25 protein-coding genes are annotated in these 24,116 nt (G+C 72.1%); 16 read left to right on the forward strand and 9 right to left on the reverse strand.

Features of this window, described 5'->3' with window-relative positions:
- The 4 genes from AC1DP1_RS22145 to AC1DP1_RS22160 all read left to right on the forward strand — a co-directional run.
- Positions 1–5,684, forward strand: a 5,684-nt coding sequence (locus AC1DP1_RS22145) for an OmpL47-type beta-barrel domain-containing protein (RefSeq protein ID WP_477508674.1), incomplete at its 5' end; no start/stop codon positions are given.
- A gap of 307 nt (positions 5,685–5,991) precedes the next feature.
- A complete protein-coding gene (locus AC1DP1_RS22150) occupies positions 5,992–6,999 on the forward strand; it encodes a sugar phosphate isomerase/epimerase family protein (protein ID WP_477508675.1) in 1,008 nt (335 codons plus the stop codon).
- Between the two features lie 80 nt (positions 7,000–7,079).
- The gene (locus AC1DP1_RS22155) at positions 7,080–8,216 is read left to right on the forward strand and encodes an inositol-3-phosphate synthase (protein ID WP_477508676.1); all 1,137 of its coding nucleotides are present in this window, start codon (positions 7,080–7,082) and stop codon (positions 8,214–8,216) included.
- Positions 8,213–8,755 carry a copper resistance CopC family protein gene (locus AC1DP1_RS22160; RefSeq protein WP_477508677.1) on the forward strand — a complete coding sequence of 181 codons (543 nt, stop codon included), beginning with the start codon at positions 8,213–8,215 and terminating at the stop codon, positions 8,753–8,755. The genes AC1DP1_RS22155 and AC1DP1_RS22160 overlap by 4 nt, the downstream gene beginning before the upstream one ends.
- A gap of 6 nt (positions 8,756–8,761) precedes the next feature.
- On the opposite strand, the gene AC1DP1_RS22165 is transcribed toward AC1DP1_RS22160, so the two are convergent.
- The 4 genes from AC1DP1_RS22165 to AC1DP1_RS22180 are packed head-to-tail and all read right to left on the reverse strand — an operon-like array spanning position 8,762 to position 12,268.
- Positions 8,762–9,169: a universal stress protein gene (locus tag AC1DP1_RS22165; protein WP_457192148.1), complete on the reverse strand. Its 408-nt coding sequence runs from the start codon at positions 9,167–9,169 to the stop codon at positions 8,762–8,764.
- Positions 9,166–10,719, reverse strand: coding sequence for a tripartite tricarboxylate transporter permease (locus tag AC1DP1_RS22170; protein WP_477508678.1), 1,554 nt, complete (start codon positions 10,717–10,719; stop codon positions 9,166–9,168). Before AC1DP1_RS22170 ends, AC1DP1_RS22165 begins: the two co-directional genes overlap by 4 nt.
- The gene (locus AC1DP1_RS22175) at positions 10,719–11,255 is read right to left on the reverse strand and encodes a tripartite tricarboxylate transporter TctB family protein (RefSeq protein WP_477508679.1); all 537 of its coding nucleotides are present in this window, start codon (positions 11,253–11,255) and stop codon (positions 10,719–10,721) included. The genes AC1DP1_RS22170 and AC1DP1_RS22175 overlap by 1 nt, the downstream gene beginning before the upstream one ends.
- Entirely contained in the window at positions 11,252–12,268 is a 1,017-nt protein-coding gene (locus AC1DP1_RS22180; protein ID WP_477508680.1) for a Bug family tripartite tricarboxylate transporter substrate binding protein, read from the reverse strand. Before AC1DP1_RS22180 ends, AC1DP1_RS22175 begins: the two co-directional genes overlap by 4 nt.
- A 95-nt stretch (positions 12,269–12,363) precedes the next feature.
- Between AC1DP1_RS22180 and AC1DP1_RS22185 the strand changes: the two genes are divergently transcribed.
- Together AC1DP1_RS22185 and AC1DP1_RS22190 are read left to right on the forward strand one after the other, a co-directional pair.
- Positions 12,364–13,974, forward strand: a complete 1,611-nt coding sequence (locus AC1DP1_RS22185) for a sensor histidine kinase (protein ID WP_477508681.1) — start codon at positions 12,364–12,366, stop codon at positions 13,972–13,974.
- Positions 13,971–14,666, forward strand: coding sequence for a response regulator (locus AC1DP1_RS22190; RefSeq protein WP_457192158.1), 696 nt, complete (start codon positions 13,971–13,973; stop codon positions 14,664–14,666). The genes AC1DP1_RS22185 and AC1DP1_RS22190 overlap by 4 nt, the downstream gene beginning before the upstream one ends.
- Here AC1DP1_RS22190 and AC1DP1_RS22195 read toward each other — a convergent pair.
- Positions 14,663–15,133, reverse strand: coding sequence for a hypothetical protein (locus tag AC1DP1_RS22195; RefSeq protein WP_477508682.1), 471 nt, complete (start codon positions 15,131–15,133; stop codon positions 14,663–14,665). The genes AC1DP1_RS22190 and AC1DP1_RS22195 overlap by 4 nt on opposite strands.
- On the reverse strand, positions 15,124–15,711 hold the full coding sequence (locus AC1DP1_RS22200) for an RNA polymerase sigma factor (RefSeq protein WP_477508683.1): 588 nt from the start codon (positions 15,709–15,711) through the stop codon (positions 15,124–15,126). The genes AC1DP1_RS22195 and AC1DP1_RS22200 overlap by 10 nt, the downstream gene beginning before the upstream one ends.
- Positions 15,712–15,873: 162 nt before the next feature.
- On the opposite strand from AC1DP1_RS22200, the gene AC1DP1_RS22205 reads away from it, so the two are divergent.
- From AC1DP1_RS22205 to AC1DP1_RS22245, 9 genes are all read left to right on the forward strand, one after another.
- Positions 15,874–16,362 (forward strand): Asp23/Gls24 family envelope stress response protein, encoded by a 489-nt coding sequence (locus AC1DP1_RS22205; RefSeq protein ID WP_477508684.1) that lies wholly within the window; start codon positions 15,874–15,876, stop codon positions 16,360–16,362.
- Positions 16,352–16,660 (forward strand): hypothetical protein, encoded by a 309-nt coding sequence (locus AC1DP1_RS22210; RefSeq protein WP_477508685.1) that lies wholly within the window; start codon positions 16,352–16,354, stop codon positions 16,658–16,660. The genes AC1DP1_RS22205 and AC1DP1_RS22210 overlap by 11 nt, the downstream gene beginning before the upstream one ends.
- Positions 16,657–16,998, forward strand: a complete 342-nt coding sequence (locus tag AC1DP1_RS22215; protein ID WP_477508686.1) for a hypothetical protein — start codon at positions 16,657–16,659, stop codon at positions 16,996–16,998. Before AC1DP1_RS22210 ends, AC1DP1_RS22215 begins: the two co-directional genes overlap by 4 nt.
- Positions 16,995–17,171, forward strand: coding sequence for a DUF2273 domain-containing protein (locus tag AC1DP1_RS22220; protein WP_477508687.1), 177 nt, complete (start codon positions 16,995–16,997; stop codon positions 17,169–17,171). Before AC1DP1_RS22215 ends, AC1DP1_RS22220 begins: the two co-directional genes overlap by 4 nt.
- Positions 17,164–17,529 (forward strand): Asp23/Gls24 family envelope stress response protein, encoded by a 366-nt coding sequence (locus AC1DP1_RS22225; protein WP_477508688.1) that lies wholly within the window; start codon positions 17,164–17,166, stop codon positions 17,527–17,529. Before AC1DP1_RS22220 ends, AC1DP1_RS22225 begins: the two co-directional genes overlap by 8 nt.
- Positions 17,526–18,083, forward strand: coding sequence for a hypothetical protein (locus AC1DP1_RS22230; RefSeq protein ID WP_477508689.1), 558 nt, complete (start codon positions 17,526–17,528; stop codon positions 18,081–18,083). The genes AC1DP1_RS22225 and AC1DP1_RS22230 overlap by 4 nt, the downstream gene beginning before the upstream one ends.
- On the forward strand, positions 18,080–18,667 hold the full coding sequence (locus tag AC1DP1_RS22235; RefSeq protein ID WP_477508690.1) for a hypothetical protein: 588 nt from the start codon (positions 18,080–18,082) through the stop codon (positions 18,665–18,667). Before AC1DP1_RS22230 ends, AC1DP1_RS22235 begins: the two co-directional genes overlap by 4 nt.
- 64 nt (positions 18,668–18,731) lie before the next feature.
- A complete protein-coding gene (locus AC1DP1_RS22240; protein WP_477508691.1) occupies positions 18,732–20,246 on the forward strand; it encodes an AlkA N-terminal domain-containing protein in 1,515 nt (504 codons plus the stop codon).
- Between the two features lies 1 nt (position 20,247).
- On the forward strand, positions 20,248–20,730 hold the full coding sequence (locus AC1DP1_RS22245) for a methylated-DNA--[protein]-cysteine S-methyltransferase (RefSeq protein WP_457192162.1): 483 nt from the start codon (positions 20,248–20,250) through the stop codon (positions 20,728–20,730).
- A 35-nt stretch (positions 20,731–20,765) separates the two neighbouring features.
- Here AC1DP1_RS22245 and AC1DP1_RS22250 read toward each other — a convergent pair whose 3' ends face one another.
- The 3 genes from AC1DP1_RS22250 to AC1DP1_RS22260 form a co-directional block, all read right to left on the reverse strand.
- A complete protein-coding gene (locus AC1DP1_RS22250; RefSeq protein WP_477508692.1) occupies positions 20,766–21,221 on the reverse strand; it encodes a hypothetical protein in 456 nt (151 codons plus the stop codon).
- Positions 21,209–21,790, reverse strand: a complete 582-nt coding sequence (locus tag AC1DP1_RS22255) for a TIGR03086 family metal-binding protein (RefSeq protein WP_477508693.1) — start codon at positions 21,788–21,790, stop codon at positions 21,209–21,211. The genes AC1DP1_RS22250 and AC1DP1_RS22255 overlap by 13 nt, the downstream gene beginning before the upstream one ends.
- Before the next feature lie 109 nt (positions 21,791–21,899).
- Positions 21,900–22,622 carry an IclR family transcriptional regulator gene (locus tag AC1DP1_RS22260; protein ID WP_090972091.1) on the reverse strand — a complete coding sequence of 241 codons (723 nt, stop codon included), beginning with the start codon at positions 22,620–22,622 and terminating at the stop codon, positions 21,900–21,902.
- An 84-nt stretch (positions 22,623–22,706) separates the two neighbouring features.
- Between AC1DP1_RS22260 and leuC the strand changes: the two genes are divergently transcribed.
- Positions 22,707–24,113: a 3-isopropylmalate dehydratase large subunit gene (gene leuC, locus AC1DP1_RS22265; protein ID WP_477508694.1), complete on the forward strand. Its 1,407-nt coding sequence runs from the start codon at positions 22,707–22,709 to the stop codon at positions 24,111–24,113.
- The last annotated feature ends 3 nt before the right edge of the window (positions 24,114–24,116 follow it).

The raw sequence follows: 24,116 nt of genomic DNA on the forward strand, positions 1-24,116 counted from the left end.
AGACCACCTACACCCCGGGCAACGGCTCGATGGGCAACGAGCACCCGATCGCCTGGTGCCAGGACTACGACGGCGGCCGCAGCTGGTACACCGGCATGGGTCACACCGAGGCGTCCTTCGTCGACCCGGCCTTCCTGGGCCACATCCTCGGTGGCATCCAGACCGCTGCCGGTGTCGTGGACTCGGACTGCAAGGCGACCCTGACGCCCAGCTTCGAGAAGGTGGCCCTCGACGAGAACACCTCCAACCCGATGGAGCTCACCATCGCCGATGACGGTCGGGTGTTCTACATCGACCGCAACGGCGCGGTGCGCATCATCAAGGAGAACGGCAGCGTGCTGACCGCGGGCACGGTCCCGGTCTACACGGGCCAGGAGTTCGGCCTGTTGGGCATCGCGCTCGACCCAGACTTCGCGACGAACAACTGGGTCTACCTCTACTACTCGCCGACCGGCTCGGAGTCCATCGACCGCATCTCGCGCTACACGATGTCGGGCGACACGCTGCAGCTCAGCACAGCGACGACGATCCTCGACGTCCCGACGCAGCGCAACGAGTGCTGCCACGCGGGTGGGTCGATGGAGTTCGACAACGACGGCAATCTCTACCTCGCCACGGGTGACAACACGAACCCGTTCGACTCCGGTGGCTACTCGCCGATCGACGAGCGCCCGGGCCGCAGCGCCTGGGACGCCCAGCGCACCTCGGGCAACACCAACAGCCTCAACGGCAAGGTCCTCCGGATCACCCCGAAGGCCGACGGTGGCTACACGGTCCCCGCGGGCAACCTCTTCGACGAGGCGGCCGACACCCAGCAGAAGACCCGCCCCGAGATCTACGCCATGGGCTTCCGCAACCCGTTCCGCATCGGACTCGACGAGCAGAACAACAACATCCTCGTCGCCGACTACGGTCCCGACGCCGGCTCGGTCAGCGCCACCCGTGGGCCCAACGGTCGCGTGGAGTGGAACATCCTCGACGAGCCGGGCAACTACGGCTGGCCCTACTGCGTGGGCAACAACACGCCCTACAACGACTACAACTTCGCCAGCAGCACCGCGGGTGCGACGTTCAACTGCAGCGCGCCGGTCAACGACTCGCCCAACAACACGGGCCTGACCAACCTGCCGCCGGCGAAGGCTGCGGTCATCTGGCAGAGCAACAACGCCTCGCTCACCGGCACCCCGGAGATCGGGGCGAGCGGTGCCCCGATGACCTCGGGCACCTACTCCTACGACCCCGACCTCGACTCGGACCGCAAGTGGCCCGCCTACTTCGACAGCAAGGCGATCTGGGCCGACTGGAACAACAACCGCCTGTTCACCGTGCAGATGAACGAGGCCGGGACCAACTACACCGACATCAACCGGTTCCTCTCCGACCTGCCCATGCAGCGCCCGCACGCCCTGCAGTTCGGCCCCGACGGCGCCCTCTACATGATCGAGTGGGGCAGCGGGTTCAACGGCAACAACACCGACTCCGGCGTCTACCGCATCGACTACGTCGAGGGCAACCGCGCACCGGTGGCCAGGGCCACGACCAACCGCACGTCCGGTCCGGCCCCGCTGACGGTGGAGTTCGACGGGTCGGCATCGTTCGACCCCGACACCGGTGACGCCACGGGCCTCACCTACGCGTGGGACTTCACCGGCGACGGCACCACCGACGCCACCACGCCGACCGCAAGCTTCAGGTACACCACGGCGGGCAACTACACAGCCCGGCTGACGGTGACCGACGTGGACGGCCGCACGGGCACGACCAACATCGACATCACGGTCGGCAACACGGCCCCGAGCGTCGAGCTGGTCCTGCCGAAGGACGGTGGGTTCTTCGACTTCGGTGACTACGTGAAGTACGAGGTGGTCGTCACCGACGCCGAGGACGGCGAGATCGACTGCGACGACGTCGTCGTCCAGCCAGGCCTCGGCCACGACCAGCACTCGCACGACTACGAGCAGTACACCGGCTGCGAGGGCTCGTTCCCGCTGCCCGGTGACGCCGGCCACGTGGGCGCCAACATCTTCGGCACCATCAAGGCCACCTACACCGACAAGGGCAACGGCGCGGCCGGTGCGCTCACCAGCGTCGACGGCATCGTCCTGCACACCAAGCACAAGGAGGCCGAGTTCTACGACGCCACCGGCCGCACCGGCAGCAACACCACCGGCTCGGCAGGTGTCACGACGCAGAGCACGACCGACACGGGCGGTGGCCAGAACGTCACCGGCGTCGAGGCCGGCGACTGGTTCCGCTGGAACGTCATGAACCTCACCGGCATCACGGGCGTCACCATGCGCGCCGCGTCGAGCACCGCCGGCGCTGCGTTCGAGGTGCGCCAGGGCTCGCCCACGGGCGCGGTGATCGGCACGCTCGACGTGCCCAACACCGGAGGCGCCCAGACCTACCAGGACGTGACGACGACCTTCAACGGGGCCTCGGCCTCCAGCGAGGCGCTCTACTTCGTCGCCACCACGGGTGGGGCCAACGTCAACTGGCTCGAGTTCAAGGGCCGGGGCATCACCGACAACCAGCCGCCGACGGTGGCGATCAACGCCAGCACCACCACGGGCGAGGTGCCGCTCCCGGTGTCGTTCACCAGCACGGTGACCGACCCGGACGGTGACACCCCGGTCACCTACGCCTGGAAGTTCGGCGACGGCGAGGCCTCGACCTCGACGGAGGCCAACCCCAGCCACACCTACACCGCTCCGGGCAAGTACGTCGTCTCGCTGACGGTCACCGACTCGCGCGGGGCCAAGACCACCCGCACGACGGAGATCACCGCGACCGCAGCCAAGGACATCTGCTTCAGCGGACGTTCCGACGACTTCGTGGGCAACGAGCTCGACAGCACCAGGTGGAACCGCAACGTCCGGGTGAACCAGGCCATGACGGTGGCCGACGGGACGCTCAACATCCCGCTCACCAACTCCGACATCTACCAGACCACCAACACCACGCCGAACATCGTCCTCCAGGACCTGCCGGCCGGGAGGTTCGAGGTCACGACCAAGCTCACGCTGCCTGCCGTCCGCGGCTACCAGCAGGGTGGACTGATCGTCTACGGCGATGACAACAACTACCTCAAGCTCGTCTACTCGGGTCGATCCACGGCCGCCGCGGGCAGCAAGGCAGCCAACGTCATCCAGTTCGCCAAGGAGGTCAACGGCACGGCGTCGGAGTCCAACTCCACCAACCTCGGCGCGACCTTCCCCGACACCGTGTGGCTGCGGATGACGAGCACCGACGGCAACGTCGTCACTCCCTCCTACAGCACCGACGGGGCCACGTGGCTCCCGATCACGACGTCGAACGGCACGGCCGCACCCCGCGACCTGACCGGCATCACGGCGCCCAAGGTCGGGTTGCTCGCCCTGGGCAGCACGGCTGCGGGAGCGGCTGACAACATCACCGCCGAGTTCGACTACTTCACCATCACGCCGGACGACACCGCTGTCGAGTGCAGCCCGCCGTGCGTCGTGGAGCAGTTCGACGGCAACGCACTGGGCTCGGACTGGACGACGGTCCGCCCCAGCGGCAACCTCACGGTCTCCGGCAGCTCGCTGAAGATCCCGATGGAGGCGACCGACCTCTACCAGACCACGAACACGGCTCGCGACCTGGTCCTCACGGACCTTCCCGAGGGTCCGTTCGTGGCGACGACCAAGGTCACCGCGCCGATCAACAGGCAGTACCAGTCGGCCGGCCTGCTGGTCTACGGGGACGACGACAACTACCTGAAGCACGTGTTCCAGGGACGCAGCGCCGACCCCAACGCCGCGTCGAACATCATCCAGACGGCTCGTGAGACCACTGGCACGGCCGCCGAGACCAACACGTCGGGACTCGGGGCCACCTTCCCGAGCACCGTCTGGCTGCGCCTGACCAGCGAGGACGGCGAGCAGGTCCTCGGCAGCTACAGCACCGACGGTGAGTCGTGGACGGACATGGCGGCGGGCTACAGCCTCGCCGGCATCACCAACCCGCGCATCGGCCTGCTCTCCGCCGCCAACCAGGCGGGTGGGGCCGGCATCACCGCCAGCTTCGACTTCTTCACCCTGGGTGAGGACGAGACGTGCGAGCCGGGTGGCGAGGAGCCGGGCGACACCACGGCTCCGACGACGACCATCTCCATCCCGGGTGCCACCGGCCAGGCCGGCTGGTACACCACGCGGCCGTCGTTCACCCTCGCTGCCACCGACGAGACGGGCGGGTCGGGCGTCGCCTCGACCGAGTACCGCATCGCCGGAGGTGCCTGGACGCCCTACACCGGAGCGGTCCACGTCACGGGTGAGGGCTCGCGCCTGGTCGAGTACCGCTCGACCGACGAGGCGGGCAACGTCGAGGAGGTCAAGTCCCTGACGGTCAAGATCGACACGGTCGCACCGACCGCGACGATCACCGTGCCGGCAGCCACRGGCACGGACGGGTGGCACACCACGCGTCCGTCGATCACCCTGGCCGCCACCGACGGTGCGGCCGGGTCGGGCATCGCCTCGATCGAGTACCGCATCGCCGGCGGCGAGTGGATGCCCTACACCATCGCGGTCCCCGTGACCGGTGAGGGTGAGCGCCTGGTCGAGTACCGCTCGACCGACGCCGCGGGCAACGTGGAGGCGGCCCGGTCGCAGACCGTCAAGGTCGACACCGCACCGCCGGTGGTCACCAGCGCCGAGTCCGGCACCACCACCAAGAAGGTCACGCTGACCGCCACCGACGCCACCTCCGGCGTGGCGGGCATCCAGTACCGGATCGGTGACGACGCGGCGTGGAGCACCTACGACACGCCGCTGTCGTTCGACGAGCCGGGCACCTACCTGGTGCGCTACCGCGCCACCGACAAGGCGGGCAACACCGCCGGCGGTCAGCTCGAGGTCACGGTCAGCGAGCCGGGCGAGCCCGTCGAGTCGGCCAAGCCGTCGGTCAGCCTGACCACGGCACCCGCCGCGGCCAACGGTCGTGCCAACTGGTTCACCTCGCCGGTCACCGTCTCCCTCGCGGGAGCCGGCGGTGAGGGGAAGCTCGGCCTCGAGTACCGCCTCGGCGGCAACGGCGCCTGGACGGCGTACACCGCGCCGTTCCGGGTCACCAACGACGGGGTCACCCTCGTCCAGGCCCGCGCCACCGACGCAGCAGGCACCACGTCGGCGATCAGCACGCTCACCGTCAAGATGGACGCGACCGCGCCCACCGTGGCCGTGGACGGCATCGCCGACGGGGCGAAGCTGGATGTCGCCGCGGTCCGCACCGCTCGGGTGAGGGTCTCGGACACCACGTCCGGCGCCGCCGAGCAGGTGGTCCGTCTCGACGGCAAGGTGGTGAGCGCCCCGGTGCGCATCGCCGCGATGTCGCTGTCGCCGGGAACGCACGAGCTCGAGGTCAGCGTCCTCGACGAGGCCGGCAACCAGGCGTCGGAGACCGTCACCTTCCGGGTGGTCGGGTCCTACGGCGCCGGCAGGAAGCTCGTCAACCGGCTCGTCGACGAAGGCCTCGTCGGTCCGAAGCTCGCCGCGAAGCTGAAGAAGGAGCTGACGTCCGCCAAGCGCGCCGAACGGCGCAAGGACGCGGGCCAGGCCCTCCGGTCGCTCAAGAAGTTCGAGCGGCTCGCGTCGCGGGTGAAGGACAAGGAGGTGAAGCTCGCTCTCAAGCGCCTGTCGCGGACGCTGAAGTCCCAGCTGTAGGCGCCGGTCCGAGCACGAGACGTCCGAAGGTGGGCGGCTCGGCCAGCACATCACCCTCGGGTGAGGTGAACCGGTGCGTACGCAGGATCGGCCCTGCGTGCGCCCCGGTGGCCGGGCCCCCGCCCGGGCGGGGGGTGGTGCCGAGAGGCACCGCCCCCAGCGGCCGGTGCCGGGACACGGCGCTCCGTCCCGGCACCGGTCCGCGCGGCCACCCGGCCCGCCCGACGACCACCCCGATCCACCTGACCAGCACCACCATCACGACCAGAACCAGCCGAAACGCACCACCACACCCTGAGGAGCACACATGCCACGCCCCGTCACCCTGTTCACCGGCCAGTGGGCCGACCTGCCGTTCGAGGAGATGTGCAAGCTCGCGTCGGGCTGGGGCTACGACGGCCTCGAGCTCGCCTGCTGGGGCGACCACTTCGACCCGTGGGCGGCGGTGGAGGACGAGTCCTACGTCCCGGCCAAGCTCGAGATGCTGAAGAAGTACGACCTCCAGGTGTTCGCCATCAGCAACCACCTCAAGGGCCAGGCGGTCTGCGACGACCCGATCGACGCGCGCCACCGCGACATCCTCCCCGACCGCATCTGGGGCGACGGCGACGCCGAGGGCGTGCGCCAGCGCGCCGCGGAGGAGATGAAGATGACCGCCCGGGCCGCGCGCAAGCTCGGCGTCGACGTCGTGGTCGGCTTCACCGGGTCCTCGATCTGGAAGTACGTCGCCATGTTCCCGCCGGCCTCGCAGGCCCTCGTCGACGCGGGCTACCAGGACTTCGCCGACCGCTGGAACCCRATCCTCGACGTCTTCGACAGCGAGGGCGTCCGCTTCGCCCACGAGGTGCACCCGTCCGAGATCGCCTACGACTACTGGACCACCGTCGCGGCGCTCGATGCGATCGGCCACCGCGAGGCGTTCGGCCTCAACTGGGACCCCTCGCACTTCGTCTGGCAGGACCTCGACCCGGTCGGCTTCCTGTGGGACTTCAAGGGCCGGATCTACCACGTCGACTGCAAGGACGCGAAGCGCCAGGTCGGCAACGGCCGCAACGGCCGCATGGGCTCGCACCTGGCCTGGGCCGACCCGCGCCGCGGCTGGGACTTCGTGTCCACCGGTCACGGCGACGTGCCGTGGGAGGCGTCGTTCCGGATGCTCAACACGATCGGCTACGACGGCCCGATCTCCGTGGAGTGGGAGGACGCCGGGATGGACCGTCTCGTCGGAGCCCCCGAGGCGCTGGAGTTCGTGCGCCGGCTCGCCTTCGACGCGCCGACCGCGGCCTTCGACGCGGCGTTCTCGACCTCGTCCTGACCGCCTGACGGCCCCTGATGGCCCCCTGATGGCCCCCTGATGTCCGCTGGGCCCCCGCCCATCCGTCCGAGGAGGACGACATGACCCCCACGCCCGAGGTGACGGCCAGGACAGGCGTGTGGTTCGTGGGTGCGCGGGGCTCGGTGGCCACCACAGCGGTGGTCGGTGCGTACGCCGTGGCGCATGGCCTCGCACCGACCACCGCTCTCGTGACCGAGCTGCCGGAGCTGCAGCCCGACGGCCTGCCGGCCCTCGGCGGGCTGGTCTTCGGCGGCCACGACGTCAGCTCCCACTCGATGCCCAAGCGGGCCGAGGAGCTGGCCGCGGGCGGCGTGGTGCCACCCGCCCTGGTGGACGCCGCCCGCGCCCACCTCGACGCCGTCGACGCCGAGGTGCGCCCGGGCCACGTCGTGGGCTCGGCCACCGCCGCCGAGGCGGTGGAGCGGCTCGCCCGCGACATCACGGACTTCCGCGACCGCCACCACCTCGACCGGGTGGTCGTCGTCGACGTCGCCAGCACCCAGCCTCCGGTGCCGGACCCCGACTCGATGACGGAGGTCGACGACGCGCTGCCGGTCGGGGCGGTCTACGCGCTGGCGGCCTTCCGCGCCGGCGCCTCCTTCGTGTCGTTCACTCCCAGCCCGTGCCTGCGGCTCCCGGTCGTCGTCGAGGCTGCGCGTGAGAGCGGCCTGCCCTGGGCAGGCTGCGACGGCAAGACCGGGGAGACGCTGCTCAAGTCGGCGCTCGCCCCCATGTTCGTGATGCGGGCCCTCGAGCTGCGGTCGTGGACCTCGGTCAACCTCCTCGGCGGGGGCGACGGGGCGACCCTGGCCGACCCCGAGGCCGCTCGCAGCAAGACCGTCGCGAAGCGCAGCGGGCTCGACGCCATCGTCGGCCGCCCCGTCCCGGGGCCCATGCACATCGACCAGGTGGAGGACCTGGGGGAGTGGAAGACGGCGTGGGACCACGTGCGCTTCGACGGCTTCCTCGGCACCCGCATGACGCTGCAGCTCACCTGGGAGGGCTGCGACTCCGCGCTGGCCGCGCCACTCGTCCTCGACCTGGCCCGCCTGGTGTCCGCCGCGCACGCGGCCGGCCGGACGGGTCCGCTCACCGCTCTCGCCTTCTTCTTCAAGGACCCCGTCGGCGCCACCGAGCACCGTCTGTCCCAGCAGTGGGACGACCTGGTGTCGTGGCGCGCGGAGCTCGGCTCGTGACCGGCCTCGCTGCCCGGCGAGGTGCCGCCCGGCTCGTCCTGGCGGCCGTGGCGGCCGTCCTCTGCTGGGCCACGGTGCCTCCGGCCGCCGCCCACGACGAGCTCCTCTTCTCCGACCCGTCCGACTCGGGGGTGCTGCGTGAGATGCCGTCGCGGGCGATCCTCACCTTCACCGGTCCGGTCGCCGAGGTGCACGAGGTGACCGTCACGGGGCCCGACGGGAGCGTCGCGAACGGCACTGCCACGGCGACGGGGCCCGAGGTCCGGCAGAACCTCTGGGCGGGTCCCGACGGTGCCTACACCCTGACCTACGACGTCGTGTCCTCCGACGGCCACGAGATGGCCGGCGAGATCCGCTTCGAGGTGGGCGACGGCACGCCCGACGCGGTGGGAGCGGCGGCCTCCTCGTCGTCCGGGGACGACGACGATCCCGACGGAGTGCTCCGCGGGATCGTCGTGCCGGCCGGCGTGGTGCTGCTGTCCGGGGCCTGCGCGCTGGTCATCCGGCACCGGCGCCGCGCTGCCCCGAGCGGGACCTAGCCCAACCTAGCCAGGGGGCTTCACCGCCAGCACGGCGCAGTCCGCACCGAGCAGGATGCGCTGCGCGACGCTACCCATGAGCAGCTTGCCCACGGGGGAGCGCCGGCGCAGGCCGATCACGACGAGGTCGGCGGAGACGTCCTGGGCCACCGCGAGGACCTGGTCGCCGACGTCGGCGCCCATCGAGCGTCGTACGTCGACCTCGATGCCGCTGGCGGCCAGCTCCGCGGTCAGGCGGCCCAGCTGCTCGTCGTCGGCGAAGCGGTCGTCCACCAGCGCGTCGCCGCGGGTGGCGTTGACCACCACGACGCGACCTGCGCGGAGCCTCGCCTCCTCGACGCCGCGGTGCAACGCGACCTCGCCGAACTCGTCGGGCGTCCAGCCCACCACGATCACGCTCGCACCGTCGTTCATCGCACCTTCTCCTCTGTGTGGGTGTCGTCGGTCGTCAGGCTCTGGTCCGCGGCCACTGCGGCGGGCGTCGGGCGCAGCCGGCGCACCGCGAACGGTGCGACCACGGCGATCGACACCACCACGTAGATCACGATGGCGAGCGGCTCGCTCCACAGCGCCGAGACGTCGCCACCCGAGATGGCCATCGCCTCGCGGAGCCGGAACTCCATGAGCGGCCCGAGGATCACGCCGAGGATCAGCGGCAGGACCGGCAGGGCGAAGCGCCGCATCATCAGGCCCAGGAGGCCCAGCAGGAGCAGCAGGAAGAGGTCGAACGCCTGCAGGTTGGCGGCATACGCGCCCAGGGCGGCGAAGAACAGGATCCCCGCGTAGAGCTGGGGCCGCGGGATGCGCAGCAGCTTCGCCCAGAGCGGCGCGAGCGGCAGGTTGAGCACCAGCAGCAGCACGTTGCCGATGAGCAGGCTGGCCAGCAGCGCCCACACGAGCTCCGGCTGGTCCGTCATCAGCCCGGGACCGGGCTCGATGCCGTAGCCCTGCAGGGCGGCCAGCATGACGGCGGAGGTGGCGGTCACGGGCAGGCCCAGCGCGAGCAGCGGGACGAAGGTGCCCGCGGCCGAGGCGTTGTTGGCCGCCTCCGGTCCGGCCACGCCCTCGATCGCGCCCTTGCCGAAGTCGTCGTGGCCCTTGCGGGCGGCGATCCGCTTCTCGGTGATGTAGGACAGGAACGTCGGGATCTCCGCGCCGCCGGCCGGCAGCGCGCCGAACGGGAAGCCGTACGCCGTGCCGCGCAGCCACGGGCCCCACGACCGCTTCAGGTCGGAGCGGCTCATCCACGGGCGTCCGACCGGGATGACGCGGGCGGGGCTGCGACGCAGGTGGGCAGCGACCCAGAGTGCCTCGCCCAGGGCGAAGATGCCGACCGCGACGACGACCACGTCGATGCGGTCAGCCAGCAGCGGCTGCTCGAAGCTCAGCCGCGACTGGCCGGTGTTGAGGTCGAGGCCGACCAGGCCGATGGTGAGGCCGAGGAAGAGCGCGATGAAGCCGCGCAGGGGCGATCCGCCGAGCACGCTGGTGACCATGACCATCGCCAGCACCATGAGGGCGAAGTAGGACGGTGCGCCGATCTCGACCGCCACCGATGCCAGTGCAGGGGCGAAGAAGACGACGAGGAGCGTGCCGATCGTGCCGGCGATGAAGGAGCCGATCGCCGCGGTGGCGAGCGCCTGTGCGGCTCGTCCGGCCCGTGCCATGAGGTTGCCCTCGAGGGCCGTCATCACCGACGCGGACTCGCCCGGTGTGTTGAGCAGGATCGCGGTGGTCGAGCCGCCGTACATGCCGCCGTAGTAGATGCCGGCGAACATGATGAAGGCCGAGATCGGCTCGAGGCCGTAGGTCACGGGCAGCAGCAGCGCGACCGCCATGGCCGGGCCGATGCCCGGCAGGACGCCGACGAAGGTGCCGAGGAGCACGCCGATGACGGCGTAGAGCAGGTTCTCCGGGGTGAGGACGGAGCTGAAGCCGTCCATGAGCAGTCCGAGGTTCTCCATCAGAGCACCCCGTCCAGGATCCCGGCCGGGAGGATGACGCCCAGGCCCTCGTGGAAGAAGTACCAGCTGGCCACGGAGAGCACGAAGCCGACGATGACGTCACGCACGAGCGTGCGGCTCCCGAGGGACCACGCCGATCCGACGAACAGCAGCGCACCACTCACGGCCCAGCCGAGGAAGGTGATCGTCAGGGCGGTGAAGAGCAGCACCCCGACCAGCTTGAGGACGGTCGTCCAGTCGGCGGGGTGGCGCAGGTCGACGTCCTCGCCGCCCTCGGCCTGGGGCACGTCGCCGCGCAGGGTGGCGATCACCAGCAGGACGCCGAGCAGCACGGTGACGGCGCCGATGACGTAGGGGAAGACCCGCGGACCGACCGGGTCGCCGAAGCCGACGCGCAGCGTGGTGGCCTCCCAGAAGGTGTAGGCGCCGACGACGACCAGCAGCGCGGCGAGGCCGAGCTGGGCGAGGTCGCGGTCGGGACCGGGTGTCTCCCGCGGGGATTCCGCGGTGGTGGGGGTGTCGAGTGATGTGCTCACAGCAGGTCCAGCTCCTCGAGGGTGGTGGCGACGCGCTCGTCCTGCTCCTGGAGGAACGTCGTGAACTCGTCGCCGGTCTTGAACTCGTCGATCCAGCCGTTGTCCTCGAGGGCTTGCTTCCACTCGGGGGTGTCGTGCATCTCCTGAAGCATCGCGATCAGCTCGTCACGCCGCTCGTCGCTGATGCCGGGGGGCGCGAAGACGCCGCGCCAGTTGGTGAAGACGAGGTCGATGCCGGCCTCGGTCAGGGTGGGGGACTCGCTGATCCCCTCGCCCTTGAGCCGCTCCTCGCCGGACACGGCCAGCAGCCGCAGCTCGCCGGAGGACAGCGGCCCCTCGAACTCGCCGACGCCGGAGAAGCCGACGTCGATCTTGTTGCCGAGCAGGGCGGTGGTCAGCGGGCCGCCGCCGTCGTACACGACGTAGCGCAGCTCGCGGGGGTCGACGCCGACCGCGGTGGCCAGCTGCATCGGGAACAGGTGGTCGGGGCCGCCCGGTGACGACCCGCCGCCGATGACGACCGAGTCGGGGTCCTTCTCCCAGGCCGCGACGAGGTCGTCGATGGTCTTGAAGGGCGAGTCGGCCGGGACCAGCACGCCCTCCTGGTCCTCGATGAGCTGCGCCAGCGGCGTCGCGTCGTCGAGCTTGTAGGGGGCGCCGAAGGAGTAGAGCGACCCGACGACGCCGAGCCCGGCGGTCATCATGGTGCGCTCGTCGCCGTCGGCGTTCATCAGTCGCGTCATGGCGACCGAGCCGCCGGCGCCGATCACGTTGGTGACCTCGAACGAGCCGGGGCTGATGTCGGCGTTCTCCATCACCGCGATGGCGGTGCGACCGGTCTGGTCGTAGCCTCCGCCCGGGCTGTTGGGGATCAGCATCGTGAGGTCGTTGGCGGTCTGGGGCCCACGGGTCACCCCACAACCGGTGGCGAGCAGCACGACGCCGGCGAGGGCCGTCAGCGCGGCCGCAGCCCGCCGGGTCCTCCCGGTCCGCCTGGTCCGTTGGCGCAGCATGTGGTCTCCATCTCTCGGATCGGTTCCGACGTGACGATGGTGGGAGACTCCTGTGGCGGTCGTCACGGTTGGGTAAGCAATGGAGGTTGTGGAACTTGTGGTCACGCTCGCGCTGGTGGCCGGCGACGCTCGCCGGCCAGTTCCTGGTGCTGCAGCTGACGGTGCTCCTCGCCGTCGTGGCGCTGGCCAGCATCGTGTCGGTGCAGCAGAGCGACGCCGACTTCCGTGACACCCGCGGTGCCCGGATGCGAGCCGCGGCGGAGTCGATGGCCAACACTGCCGTCGTGCGCGACGCCTTCGTCGCGGACCGGGTCGAGCGCAGACGCGGGACGCTGACGTCGTACACCCAGCAGGTGCGCACCAGGGTCCAGGCCAGCGGCGTCTACCTCACCGACCCCGAGGGGCGGGTGCTCGTCAGCAGCGACTTCGGCGGTCGCGACCAGCACGTCGACCTCGGCTCGAGCACTGTGCAGCAGCTGCGCACGTGGACCGGTGACGTCGACGACTTCGGCACGCCGTCGATCGCGGCCCAGGTGCCGATCATCGACGACCAGGGCGACCTCGTCGGCATCTCGATGGTCGCCGAGGAGTACCCCACGTGGCGCGAGCGGGCCCGCAGCGTGGTGCCCGACCTCCTCACCTTCGCCGGCGTCGCCCTGGGCCTCGGCGTGGCCGGGTCGTTCCTGCTCTCGCGGCTGATCCGCCGTCGTACGCGCGGCCTGGAGCCTGCCGCCATCGCGGCCCTGGCCGACCAGCGTGAGGCGCTCCTGCACTCGATCCGCGAGGGCGTCGTCGCCGTGGCCGAGGACGGCACCGTCACCGTGCTGAGCGACAGCGCGCGCGAGCTGATCGGCCTCGACGGCGACGTCGAGGGCCGCCGGGTCGACGACCTCGACCTCGACCCGGCCGTGCGCGACCTGCTGTCCGACGACGCCGCGATCCGCGACCACGTCGTCGTGCTGGGCGAGCGGGTGCTGGTGGTCAACCGCAACCCGGTCGTCGAGGGCGGGCGCACCGTCGCGTCGGTGACGACCCTGCGCGACCGCACCGAGCTGCTCGCGCTGCAGAGCGAGCTCAGCGCGCGCGAGTCGATCACGAACACGCTGCGGGCGCAGACCCACGAGTTCCACAACCAGCTGCACACCATCTCCGGCCTCGTGCAGCTCGGGGAGTACGACGAGGTGTCCCGGCTCGTCGGCACGCTGAGCCGGCGCCGCCGGGAGATCTCCGACGCGGTGCTGGCCCACGTCGAGGACCCGGCCGTCGCGGCGCTCCTCATCGCCAAGACCAGCCTCGCGGTCGAGCGGGGCGTCGACCTCAGCATCGCCGCCGACAGCAGCCTGCCCCGGCTCGACCCGGAGGGCTCCACCGACGTCGGCACGGTGCTGGGCAACCTGGTCGACAACGCCGTCGACGCGTCCGTGTCGGTGGGCGGCAGGTCGGTGGAGGTCGCGTTGAGCCTCGACGGCGACGTGGTCCGGGTGGCGGTGGCCGACACCGGGCCCGGTGTCCCGCCGGACGAGGTGGGCCGGATCTTCCGCCGCGGCTGGAGCTCCAAGGGGCCGACCGTCGAGGGACGGGGTGTCGGACTGGCGCTCGTGCAGGTCGTCTGCGAGCGTCGGGGAGGCTCCGTCGGGGTCGGTGCCGGCGAGGACGGCTCGGGCGCGGTCTTCGAGGTGCGGTTGCCGGGAGTGGAGGTCGGGTGAGCGGGACGGACGACCTCGGGGTGCTGGTGGTCGACGACGACTTCATGGTCGCGCGCATCCACACCCAGTTCGTGGAGCGCACCGAGGGCTTCGTCGTCGTCGGGGTCGCCAGCAGCGGTCAGGCCGCCCTCGACGACATCGCGCGGCTTCGACCCGACCTGGTGCTGCTCGACGTCCACCTCCCCGACATGACCGGCATCGACGTGCTGCGGCGGCTCCGGGGCGGTGGCGACGACGTCGGGGTGCTGATGGTGACCGCGGCGCGCGAGGCCGACACGGTCCGGGCCGCGGCGTCCGGGGGAGCGGTCCACTACCTCGTCAAGCCGTTCGACTACGAGGACCTCCGCGTCCGGCTGGAGACGTTCCGCGCCGCGCAGCTCGCGCTCTCCGGATCTGGCGCGCCCGGCCAGGACGACATCGACGCGGTGTTCGGCGCCGCTGCGGCGGCCCCGTCGCCGCCGGTGAGCCTGCCCAAGGGGCTGAGCCCGGAGACCGCCGAGGCGGTGCAGGACGCGCTGCGCAGCGCCGGCGAGCTCTCCGCTGCTGAGTGCGCGGACCTCGTCGGCATCTCCCGCGTCTCCGCGCGCCGCTACCTCGAGCACTTCGTCGCGCGCGGCGCTGCCGTCGTACGCCTGCAGTACGGCGGAGCCGGACGACCGGAGCGCCGCTACCGGCCGGCCGGACAGGCCTAGGCCAGGCGCACGTCGCCGACGACGACGTCGGTCACCGTGACGTCGACGGGCACCCGGGTGCCGGCGCCCAGCAGGTCGGTCACGACGGCCTCGGCGCGCAGGCGCACGTCCTCCGCGTGGATCGCCAGCTCCGTGCCGTAGGCGCAGACGAGGTCGATCTCGACGCGCACCAGACGCTGGTCCTCACCGATGGTCAGGTCGATGCGCTCCGGCGTCGACTCGGGACCGGTCCCCAGCACCTCGCGCAGCCGGGAGCGCACGACCCGGGAGGCGACGTAGGTGCGCGACCCGTGCTCGTCCTGCTCGGTGGCGCCGTCGGGTCCGACCACGACGACGGGCCGCGACGGGGTCACCGTCGCGCGGACGCGCCTCTTGACCGAGATCGAGACCGACTCCCAGTCGTCCGGCTCCTCGGCCCGGGCAGCCGCCGCGGCCCGCTCGAGGGGGCCGGTAGGACTCAACGCCATCGTGCCATCCTCTCTGCCAGCTGTCGGCGGCCGCGGTGCAGGTGCCCCCGCACGCTTCCGACCGTCGTCCCCATGGTCCGGGCGATCTCCTCGTACCCCAGACCCTCGACCTCACGCAGCAACCAGGCCGCGCGTTGGTTCCACGGTAGTTCGTCGAGTGCTCGTTGCAACGCCTCGAGCAGCTCGGAGTCCAACACGTCCTGCAGCGGGTTGTCGTCGGAGGCGTCGATCACGCGGGAGATGAGCTCGTCGTCGATCGGGGTCGGACGACGGTGACGTTGGAGGTCGACGGCCCGGCGGTGCACCAGCCGGAACAGCCACGTCCTCAGGGACGACTCGCCCCGGAACGTGTCCAGGCTGCGCCACGCCGAGATGAACGCCTCCTGCACCACCTCTCCCGCGTCGGCCTCGCTCCCGCCCACCAGGCGACGCGCGTAGCGCAGCATCGGCGGGCCGTGCCGGTCGACCAGCACGCCGAACGCGTCGTCGTCCCCGAGCCGGGCCGCCCGCACCAGCGCTGCGTCGGAGGCCGCCGCGGCGTCGCCCAGGGGCACGTCAGCGGAGCGATCGGTGGGCACGCGGGCAGTCTGCCCTCCTTGTCCAAGGTGTGTCCAAGGTTGGGGGTGGACGACGTGACCGGGCTCACACCATCCCGTGCGTGACGAGTGACGAACTCCGCGCGACCAACCTGTGTCCCGATCCGCCACGGAACGGGAGCACGTACGACGAACGGAGAGACCATGACCGAGAAGCAGACCCCCACCACACCGGCCACGACGTCCACCGCGACGCCCGCCACCACGTCGGGCGGCCTCTCCGCCGGCACCGGTGCTCTTGTGAGCGAGCAGGGCCGGACCGCGATCGCCGACACCGTCGTCTCCAAGATCGCCGGCATCGCCGCCCGCGAGATCAGCGGGGTCCACGACCTCGGTGGTGGAACGGCCCGCGCCGTCGGTGCCCTCCGTGAGCGCATCCCGGGGTCGCGCACCAACCTGACCCAGGGCGTGGCCGTCGAGGTGGGCGAGCACCAGGCCGCCGTCGACCTCGACATCGTCGCGGAGTACGGCGTCGCGATCGCGGACCTCGCCGACGCCATCCGCCGCAACGTCGTCGACCAGGTCGAGCGGATGACCGGGCTCGAGGTCACCGAGGTCAACATCACCGTGCACGACGTGTTCCTCGAGAGCGACGAGCCGGACGAGGAGCCGGCGGCCACGCGTGTGCAGTGAGCCGCCCGTCGCGGAGGTCGCGGACCGGGTGGCGCTCGCCGTCCTGTCCGTGCCCGGGGTGCACGACCTGCACGGGGGTGTGCTCGGTGAGGTGGCGACCTACCTGCCGGGGCGCCGCGTGACCGGCGTGCGCCTGCGCGACGGAGACACCCAGGTCCACCTGGTCCTGTCGTGGGGCGCCCCGATCGCCTCCACCACCGACGAGGTCCGGGCCCGGGTGGCCGCGATCGTCCCGGGCACCGTGCACGTGGCGGTGGAGGACATCGCTGACCCCGGCGTGGCACAGAGCACCCCATGACCACAAAGACCAGCAGCGCCGACCGGGCTGTCCGCGAGCACCGCGCCGCGAGGCGCGCCGCGCTGCGGGCCGCCCACCCCGATCTGGGCGGCGACACCGAGGCGTTCATCGGGGTGGTGCGCGCCTTCGAGCAGTCCCGCCAGCCGGTGCCGGGCCTCGACGCTGCTGCGGCGGGTCCGGGCGCTGGGGGCGCCCGGCCCGTCGTCATCACCACCTGGCGCTCACGCGCGTCGCGCCGGGCCCGCCGGGCCCGCCGTCGCCTCCGTGCTCTCGCCGATCGCCGCCCGACCTCGAGGTCCGGGCGCCACCACACGTACCTGTCAGAGGAGCAAGCATGACCACCTCCACCCTGGGCCTGATCGCAGGCCTGCTGCTGACCATCGCCATCACGACGGGCGGCCTCACCGGGCTGCTCCTCGCCGTGGTGCTCGGAACCTTCGGCTACCTCGTGGGCGRCCAAGTCGACGGAGAGGTCGACGTCCGCTCGTTGCTGCGAGGTCGGCGTGAGTGAGCTGGCGGAGCGTGAGCAGCGGGCCGTGGTCGAGGGCCGCGGCAGCCTGAACGTGCGTGCGCAGGCGCTCCAGCACATCGTCGAGACGGTGGCGCTGGAGGTGCCCGGCGTGCGACGGGTCGAGGGTGGCCTGGCCGGTGTCCGGTCCGGAAGCCCTCGTGCGTCGGTCCGCGTGCGTGGCACCAGCGCCCGTGTGGAGCTCGACGTCACCTGCCGATGGCCGGCGCCGGTGACCCGCATCGCCGCCGACGTACGACGCCACGTGCTGGATCGTGCGTCCGAGCTGAGCGGTGTGCGGCTGGCGTCGGTGGACGTCACCGTCGGGCTCTGCGGCACCGACGACAGGAGGACGTCATGAGCCGCCGCCGTATCGAGAGCGTCGCAAGCCGCCCGCCCGTGTCCCGCCACCGCGCGGTGGCGATCGGGGTGGTCCTCGCCCTCGCCCTGGTCGGTGTCGCCGTGGTCGCTGTTCGCGACCTCGCGGTGACCGAGGGCTGGGCCACGGGTGAGCCCTGGCTCGCCGAGGGCGTTCGCCGCCTGGACGGCCTCGAGCCGTCTACTGGGGTCCTGGCCCTCGCCACCGTCGTCGCCATCCTCGGACTGGTGCTGGTCCTTGCAGGGCTGTTGCCTGCCGGGCGCCACCACGTGCCGGCATCCGGGGTCCAGCACCTGTGGTCGAGCCCGTCGGCACTCGCCGAGGTGGCTCGCAGCGCGGCGGACCGGTCGCCGGGCGTCGTTGCCGCCAGGGTCGCCCGCGCCTCGCGCGGACGCGTCGTCCTCGACGTCGTCACCCGCAACGGCGTGACGGACCAGACGACGCTCAGCACCGCACGCGAGCTGGCGAGTGCAGCCGGAACCGCCCTCGGCGCCCGGCGCGTCGACGTACGAGCCGCTGAGGAGGAGAGCGCATGAGCACCCGTCGCACCCGCGGCACCGACCGCGTCGTCACCGTCGTCCTGGGAGCCGTCCTGCTCGCTGCGGGGTTGGCCGCCTGGGACTGGCGGCTCGGCCTGACCGGCGGGCTCGCGTCGACCCTCGACGTGTCGGCGACCGATCCCGTCMTCGACAGCGCCTGGTGGCCGTGGGCCTGGGCCGTTGCGGGCATCGCCCTGGGTCTCGTCGGCCTCGCGTGGCTCCTGTCCCACCGACCGCGACTCACGCGCGGCACGAGCCGGCTCGCCGAGAGCGACCCGACCGGACGGCTCGAGGTGGACCGGTCGTCGCTCGCCTCGACGCTGGCCGAGCGGTGGGGGGACCTGGCGCCGGTGACCGGTGCGCGGGGGCGTGCCCTGCCGGACGCACCCGAGGTGGTCGAGCTGTCCGCGCACGTGGAGGTGGAGGCCGACGCCGAGGCCCTCGTGCAGGCGGCGAGCCAGCTGGAGCGCGAGGTGGCTGAGGCCTTCCCGGACGATGCGGTGCGCGTGCGCCTCCTGCTCGACGGACCGGCCCGGCAGCGCCGCACCCGGCGCACGACCGACATCGCAGTGGAGGCCTGACAGCCGGGACGGCGGTGTCCGATTTCCGCTGGTGCGAGGTGCCTCCGGGTGACAGGCTCGGGTCATGACACCGACCGGGCACCTCGACACCGAGGCCTGCTACCGCGCCGTCAGCAGCCGGGACCGCCGCTTCGACGGGGTGTTCTACACCGCAGTCCGGACCACCGGCATCTACTGCCGGCCCTCGTGCCCGGCGCGGACCCCCGCGCCGGGCAACGTCACGTTCCACCCCACCGCAGCGAGCGCGCACGCCGCCGGCTTCCGCGCCTGCAAGCGCTGCCTGCCCGACGCGACGCCCGGCAGTCCGGAGTGGGACGTCGCCGCCGACGTCGCCGGGCGGGCGATGCGCCTGATCGCCGACGGACTCGTCGACCGCGAGGGTGTCGACGGGCTGGCCCGCCGGGTCGGCTACACCCCGCGCCACCTCGGCCGCCTCCTGACCCAGGAGCTGGGTGCGGGTCCGCTGGCGCTGGCCCGGGCGCGTCGCGCCCAGAGCGCGCGGGTGCTCATCGAGACCACCGACCTGCCGCTGACCGACGTGGCCTTCGCGGCCGGCTTCGCCAGCGTCCGCCAGTTCAACGAGACGCTGCGCGAGATCTACGCGTCCTCGCCCAGCGAGCTGCGCGGTCGTCGTACGGGGGCCCGCAGCGCCGGCGCCGTCACCATGCGGCTGCCCGTCCGCACGCCGTTCGCCGGGAGGCGGATGCTCGACTTCCTCGCCTACCACCTCGTGCCGGGCGTCGAGGTCGCCGGACCCGGCTGGTACGCCCGCACGCTCGACCTGCCCCACGGCAGCGGCACCGTGCGCCTCGGGCTGGCCGACGTCCCCGACACCTCCGACCGTGCCGGCGGCGGGACCGGCTTCGTCACCGCCGAGTTCCGGCTCGAGGACCTGCGCGACACCGCGGCCGCCAGCGAGCGCGTACGCCGCCTGCTCGACGCGGACTGCGACCCGCGCGCGGTGGACGACCACCTCGCGGCCGACCCGGTGCTCGGTGACCTCGTCCGCGCCACCCCGGGACTGCGCGTCCCCGGGCAGGTCGACGGCGACGAGACGGCGATCCGCACGGTCATCGGGCAGCAGGTCAGCGTCACCGGCGCCCGCACGGTCGCCGGACGCCTCGTGGTCGAGCACGGACGCCCCGTCGCGTCCGACGTCCCGGGCCTGACGCACCTCTTCCCCGACGCCGCGACGCTCGCGGCGGCCGACCCGACCACCCTGCCGATGCCCCGCGCGCGGGGCCGGGCGCTCGTCGGACTGGCCGCGGCGCTCGCCGACGGCAGGGTGCTGCTCGACCGGGGCCCCGACCGCGACGACGTACGACGCGCGCTGCTGGAGCTGCCTGGCATCGGCCCCTGGACGGCGGACTACGTCGCCATGCGGGCGCTCGGACATCCGGACGTCTTCCTGCCCACCGACCTCGCGGTGCGCCGACTGCTCGCCGGCCTCGCCACGCCCGGAGGAGGCGACCCGGACCCCGAGCGTTGGAAGCCGTGGCGCTCCTACGCCCTGATGCACCTCTGGAACACCCTGATGCCCGACACCCCCGCGCCGTCCCGCGCTGATGAGGAGAACTGACATGTGGACCGTGATGCCCTCACCCGTGGGCGACCTGCGCATCGTCGAGCGCGACGGCTCGATCGTGGCGATCGAGTTCTCGCCGTTCCGCCAGCCGGTGGACGGTCGGCCGCTGGGCGCGCGCTCCGACGACGACCCCGTTCTCGCCGAGGCCGTGCGGCAGCTGGCGGCGTACTTCGAGCGCGAGCTGACCGACTTCGACCTGCCGCTGGCGCCGGTCGGCACCGACTTCCAGCGCCGCGTGTGGACCCAGCTCGAGCTCATCGGCTACGGCGAGACCGCGTCCTACGGCCAGATCGCCGGCCGGTTGGGCATGACCAACGCGGCGTCGCGCGCGGTCGGCCTGGCCAACGGTCGCAACCCGATCCCGATCGTGGTGCCGTGCCACCGCGTCATCGGCGCCAACGGCACCCTGACCGGCTATGCCGGCGGCCTCGAGCGCAAGCAGCAGCTGCTGGAGCTGGAGCAGGACGCGCTCTTCTAGCCCGAAGCGTCCGGGAGGTTGCGTCGAGGTGCGTCCTACCGGGCAGGTCGTCGGGACGTGGCGGCGCCGATGGCCGCGCCGAGCAGCGCCGGCACGGCCACCAGCCCGAACGTGAACGGCAGCTGGCCGACGTCTGAGGCAAGGAGCTCGGTGAACGACATCGAGGCGTCTCGCGGGACCGCGAGCGCGACCCACCACCCGACGGCCAGGCCGGCGGCGACCAGCAACCACCAGGCCACGGCAGTGGCAGCGCCCACCCTCGCCGCGTCGACGAGGCAGCCCAYGAAGCCGGCCGTCGCGAGAGCGGCGAAGGCGATCAGACCGGCTCCGATCGCGGCATCTCCGCCGTCGCCCATCCGTGGCACCACCAGCAGCGTGTAGGCCGTGAGGGCGATGCCCAGGCCGGCGAGGCGGACGAGGACGGCCCGGACGTGGCCCACCCGACCCAGACGGTCGGTGTCCTCGCCCGTGCGCGTGCTCAGGGTGTCCACCTCGGGTCGCGGCCCGAGCGGGCGAGCACCTGCTCGAAGGCCGACGCACCGGGAGCGACCGGCACGGAGGGACCGAACAGGCCCGGGGTGCCGCCCTCGTCGAAGCCCCCGACGAACGCCATGCACGCCCCGGCGGTCGCGTCGTCGCACTCGTAGGGCTGGCCGGTGGCCCGCGCCAGGTCCCACCCGTGGAGGACGACCTCGTCGAGCGCGACCAGTCCGCCCACCTGACCCGGCAGGTCGACGCCACCGGCGCGGGTCATGCCCTCCCACGCCGCAGGATCGCGCCAGGCCACGGCCAGCGCCGGGACCTGCTCGGCGAGGGCTTCGCGCCAGCCCGGCTGGACCTCGGGCCACCCGGCCTCGTCGGGACTGGTGTCGGTGAGGGGACCGAAGTCCTTGTCCGCTGCGGCCCGGAAGGCGAGCGTCAGTCCCACGAGGTGCTGGACGAGCTGCCCGACCGTACGCCCCTCGCAGGGGGTCGGTCCGTCGAGCTGGTCGTCGGTGACGTTGGCGGCGACAGCGGCCAGGCGCTCACCTGCTGGTCCGAGGTCCACGAGGTCTGCCATGCGCCCACCCTGCCCGAGATCGCTGTGGGCCGAAAGGTGGCGGCAGATCGCAGCAGGACCCCTGCTTGTCGGGTGATGTGCCGCCACCATCGGGAGGTCGAGCGGGGAGCTACTCGGACGCGGCGCGGCGCAGCGACTCCGACAGCCGGTCGGCGGCGGCGAGCACGGCGGGCGCGTGCATCCGGCCGGGCTGGCGGGAGAGTCGCTCGAGGGGACCGGAGACCGACACCGCGGCGATGACCTTGCCGCCGGGGGAGCGGACCGGCGCGGACACCGAGGCCACGCCCTGCTCGCGCTCGCCGACGGACTGCGACCAGCCGCGGCGGCGGATGCCGGACAGGGCGGTGGCCGAGAAGGCGGCGTTCTGCAGGCCGCGGTGCATGCGCTCGGGGTCCTCCCACGCCAGCAGGATCTGCGCGGCCGAGCCGGCGTTCATGGTCAGCTGCGAGCCGACCGGGATCGTGTCGCGCAGGCCGGACGGGCGCTCGGCGGCGGCGACGCACACGCGGTGCTCGCCCTGGCGGCGCCACAGCTGGGCGGACTCGCCGGTGATGTCGCGCAGCCGGGCCAGGACGGGGCCAGCCGCGGCGAGCAGCCGGTCCTCGCCGGCGGCGGCGGACAGCTCGGCCAGTCGCGGCCCGAGCACGAAGCGGCCCTGCATGTCGCGGGCCACGAGGCGGTGGTGCTCGAGCGCGACAGCGAGCCGGTGAGCGGTGGGTCGGGCCAGCCCGGTGCCGGCCACCAGGCCGGCCAGGGTGGCCGGTCCGGCCTCCAGCGCCGCGAGCACGAGCGCTGCCTTGTCGAGTACGCCGACGCCAGATCCGTTGTCCATATGCCGATATTCTCATCTCAGAGAGTGGGATGCAAGATGTAGCGTCGTCCTACAGCACGCGGCAAAGTCAAAGGAGTTTGTGTCATGGGCAAGACCCTGTCCGAGAAGGTCTGGGACGAGCACGTCGTCCGGAGTGCCCCCGGAGAGCCCGACCTCCTCTTCATCGACCTCCACCTCCTCCACGAGGTGACCTCGCCGCAGGCCTTCGACGGCCTCCGCCTGGCGAACCGCTCCGTACGCCGTCCCGACCTCACCCTCGCGACCGAGGACCACAACGTCCCGACCCTCGACTGGGACAAGCCGATCGCCGACCCGGTGAGCCGCCTGCAGGTGGACACGCTGCGCAAGAACGCCGCCGACTTCGGCGTGCGCCTGCACCCGCTCGGCGACATCGAGCAGGGCATCGTCCACGTCGTCGGCCCCCAGCTCGGCCTGACCCAGCCCGGCATGACGATCGTCTGCGGCGACTCCCACACCTCCACCCACGGTGCCTTCGGTGCGATCGCCTTCGGCATCGGCACGTCGGAGGTCGAGCACGTGCTCGCCACCCAGACCCTCACGCAGGCCAGGCCGAAGACGATGGCCGTCACCATCAACGGCAGCCTGCCCGAGGGCGTCACCGCCAAGGACCTCGTCCTCACCCTGATCACGCACACCGGCACCGGTGGCGGCCAGGGCTACATCGTCGAGTACCGCGGCCAGGCCATCGAGGAGCTCTCGATGGAGGGTCGGATGACCGTCTGCAACATGTCGATCGAGTGGGGAGCCAAGGCCGGCCTCATCGCGCCCGACCAGACCACCTTCGACTACATCGAGGACAAGCCGGAGGCGCCGAAGGGCGCCGACTGGGACGCAGCCGTCGCCCACTGGAAGACCCTGCGCACCGACGACGACGCGGTCTTCGACAAGGTCATCGAGCTCGACGCCTCGACCATGACGCCGTTCGTCACCTGGGGCACGAACCCGGGCCAGGGTGCGCCGCTCGGTGCGAGCGTTCCCAGCCCCGACGACTTCGACGAGCCCAACGACAGGGTCGCGACCGAGAAGGCCCTGCAGTACATGGGTCTCGAGGCCGGCACGCCGCTGCGCGACGTCAAGGTCGACACCGTCTTCGTCGGCTCGTGCACCAACGGCCGCATCGAGGACCTGCGCCTGGCGGCGTCCATCCTCGAGGGCCGCACCGTCGCCGCCGACACCCGGCTGCTCGTCGTGCCCGGCTCGGTGCGCGTACGCCTCCAGGCCGAGGCCGAGGGCCTCGACAAGGTGTTCATCGCCTCGGGTGCGGAGTGGCGCGGCGCCGGCTGCTCGATGTGCCTCGGCATGAACCCCGACCAGCTCGCCCCGGGGGAGCGGAGCGCGTCGACGTCCAACCGCAACTTCGAGGGCCGCCAGGGCAAGGGGGGACGCACGCACCTCGTCTCGGTGCCCGTCGCCGCCGCCACCGCCGTGCGCGGCACGCTCTCCAGCCCCGCCGACCTGCAGGAGGTCTGACCC

The sequence above is a fragment of the Nocardioides sp. P4_G10 genome (assembly GCF_056401175.1).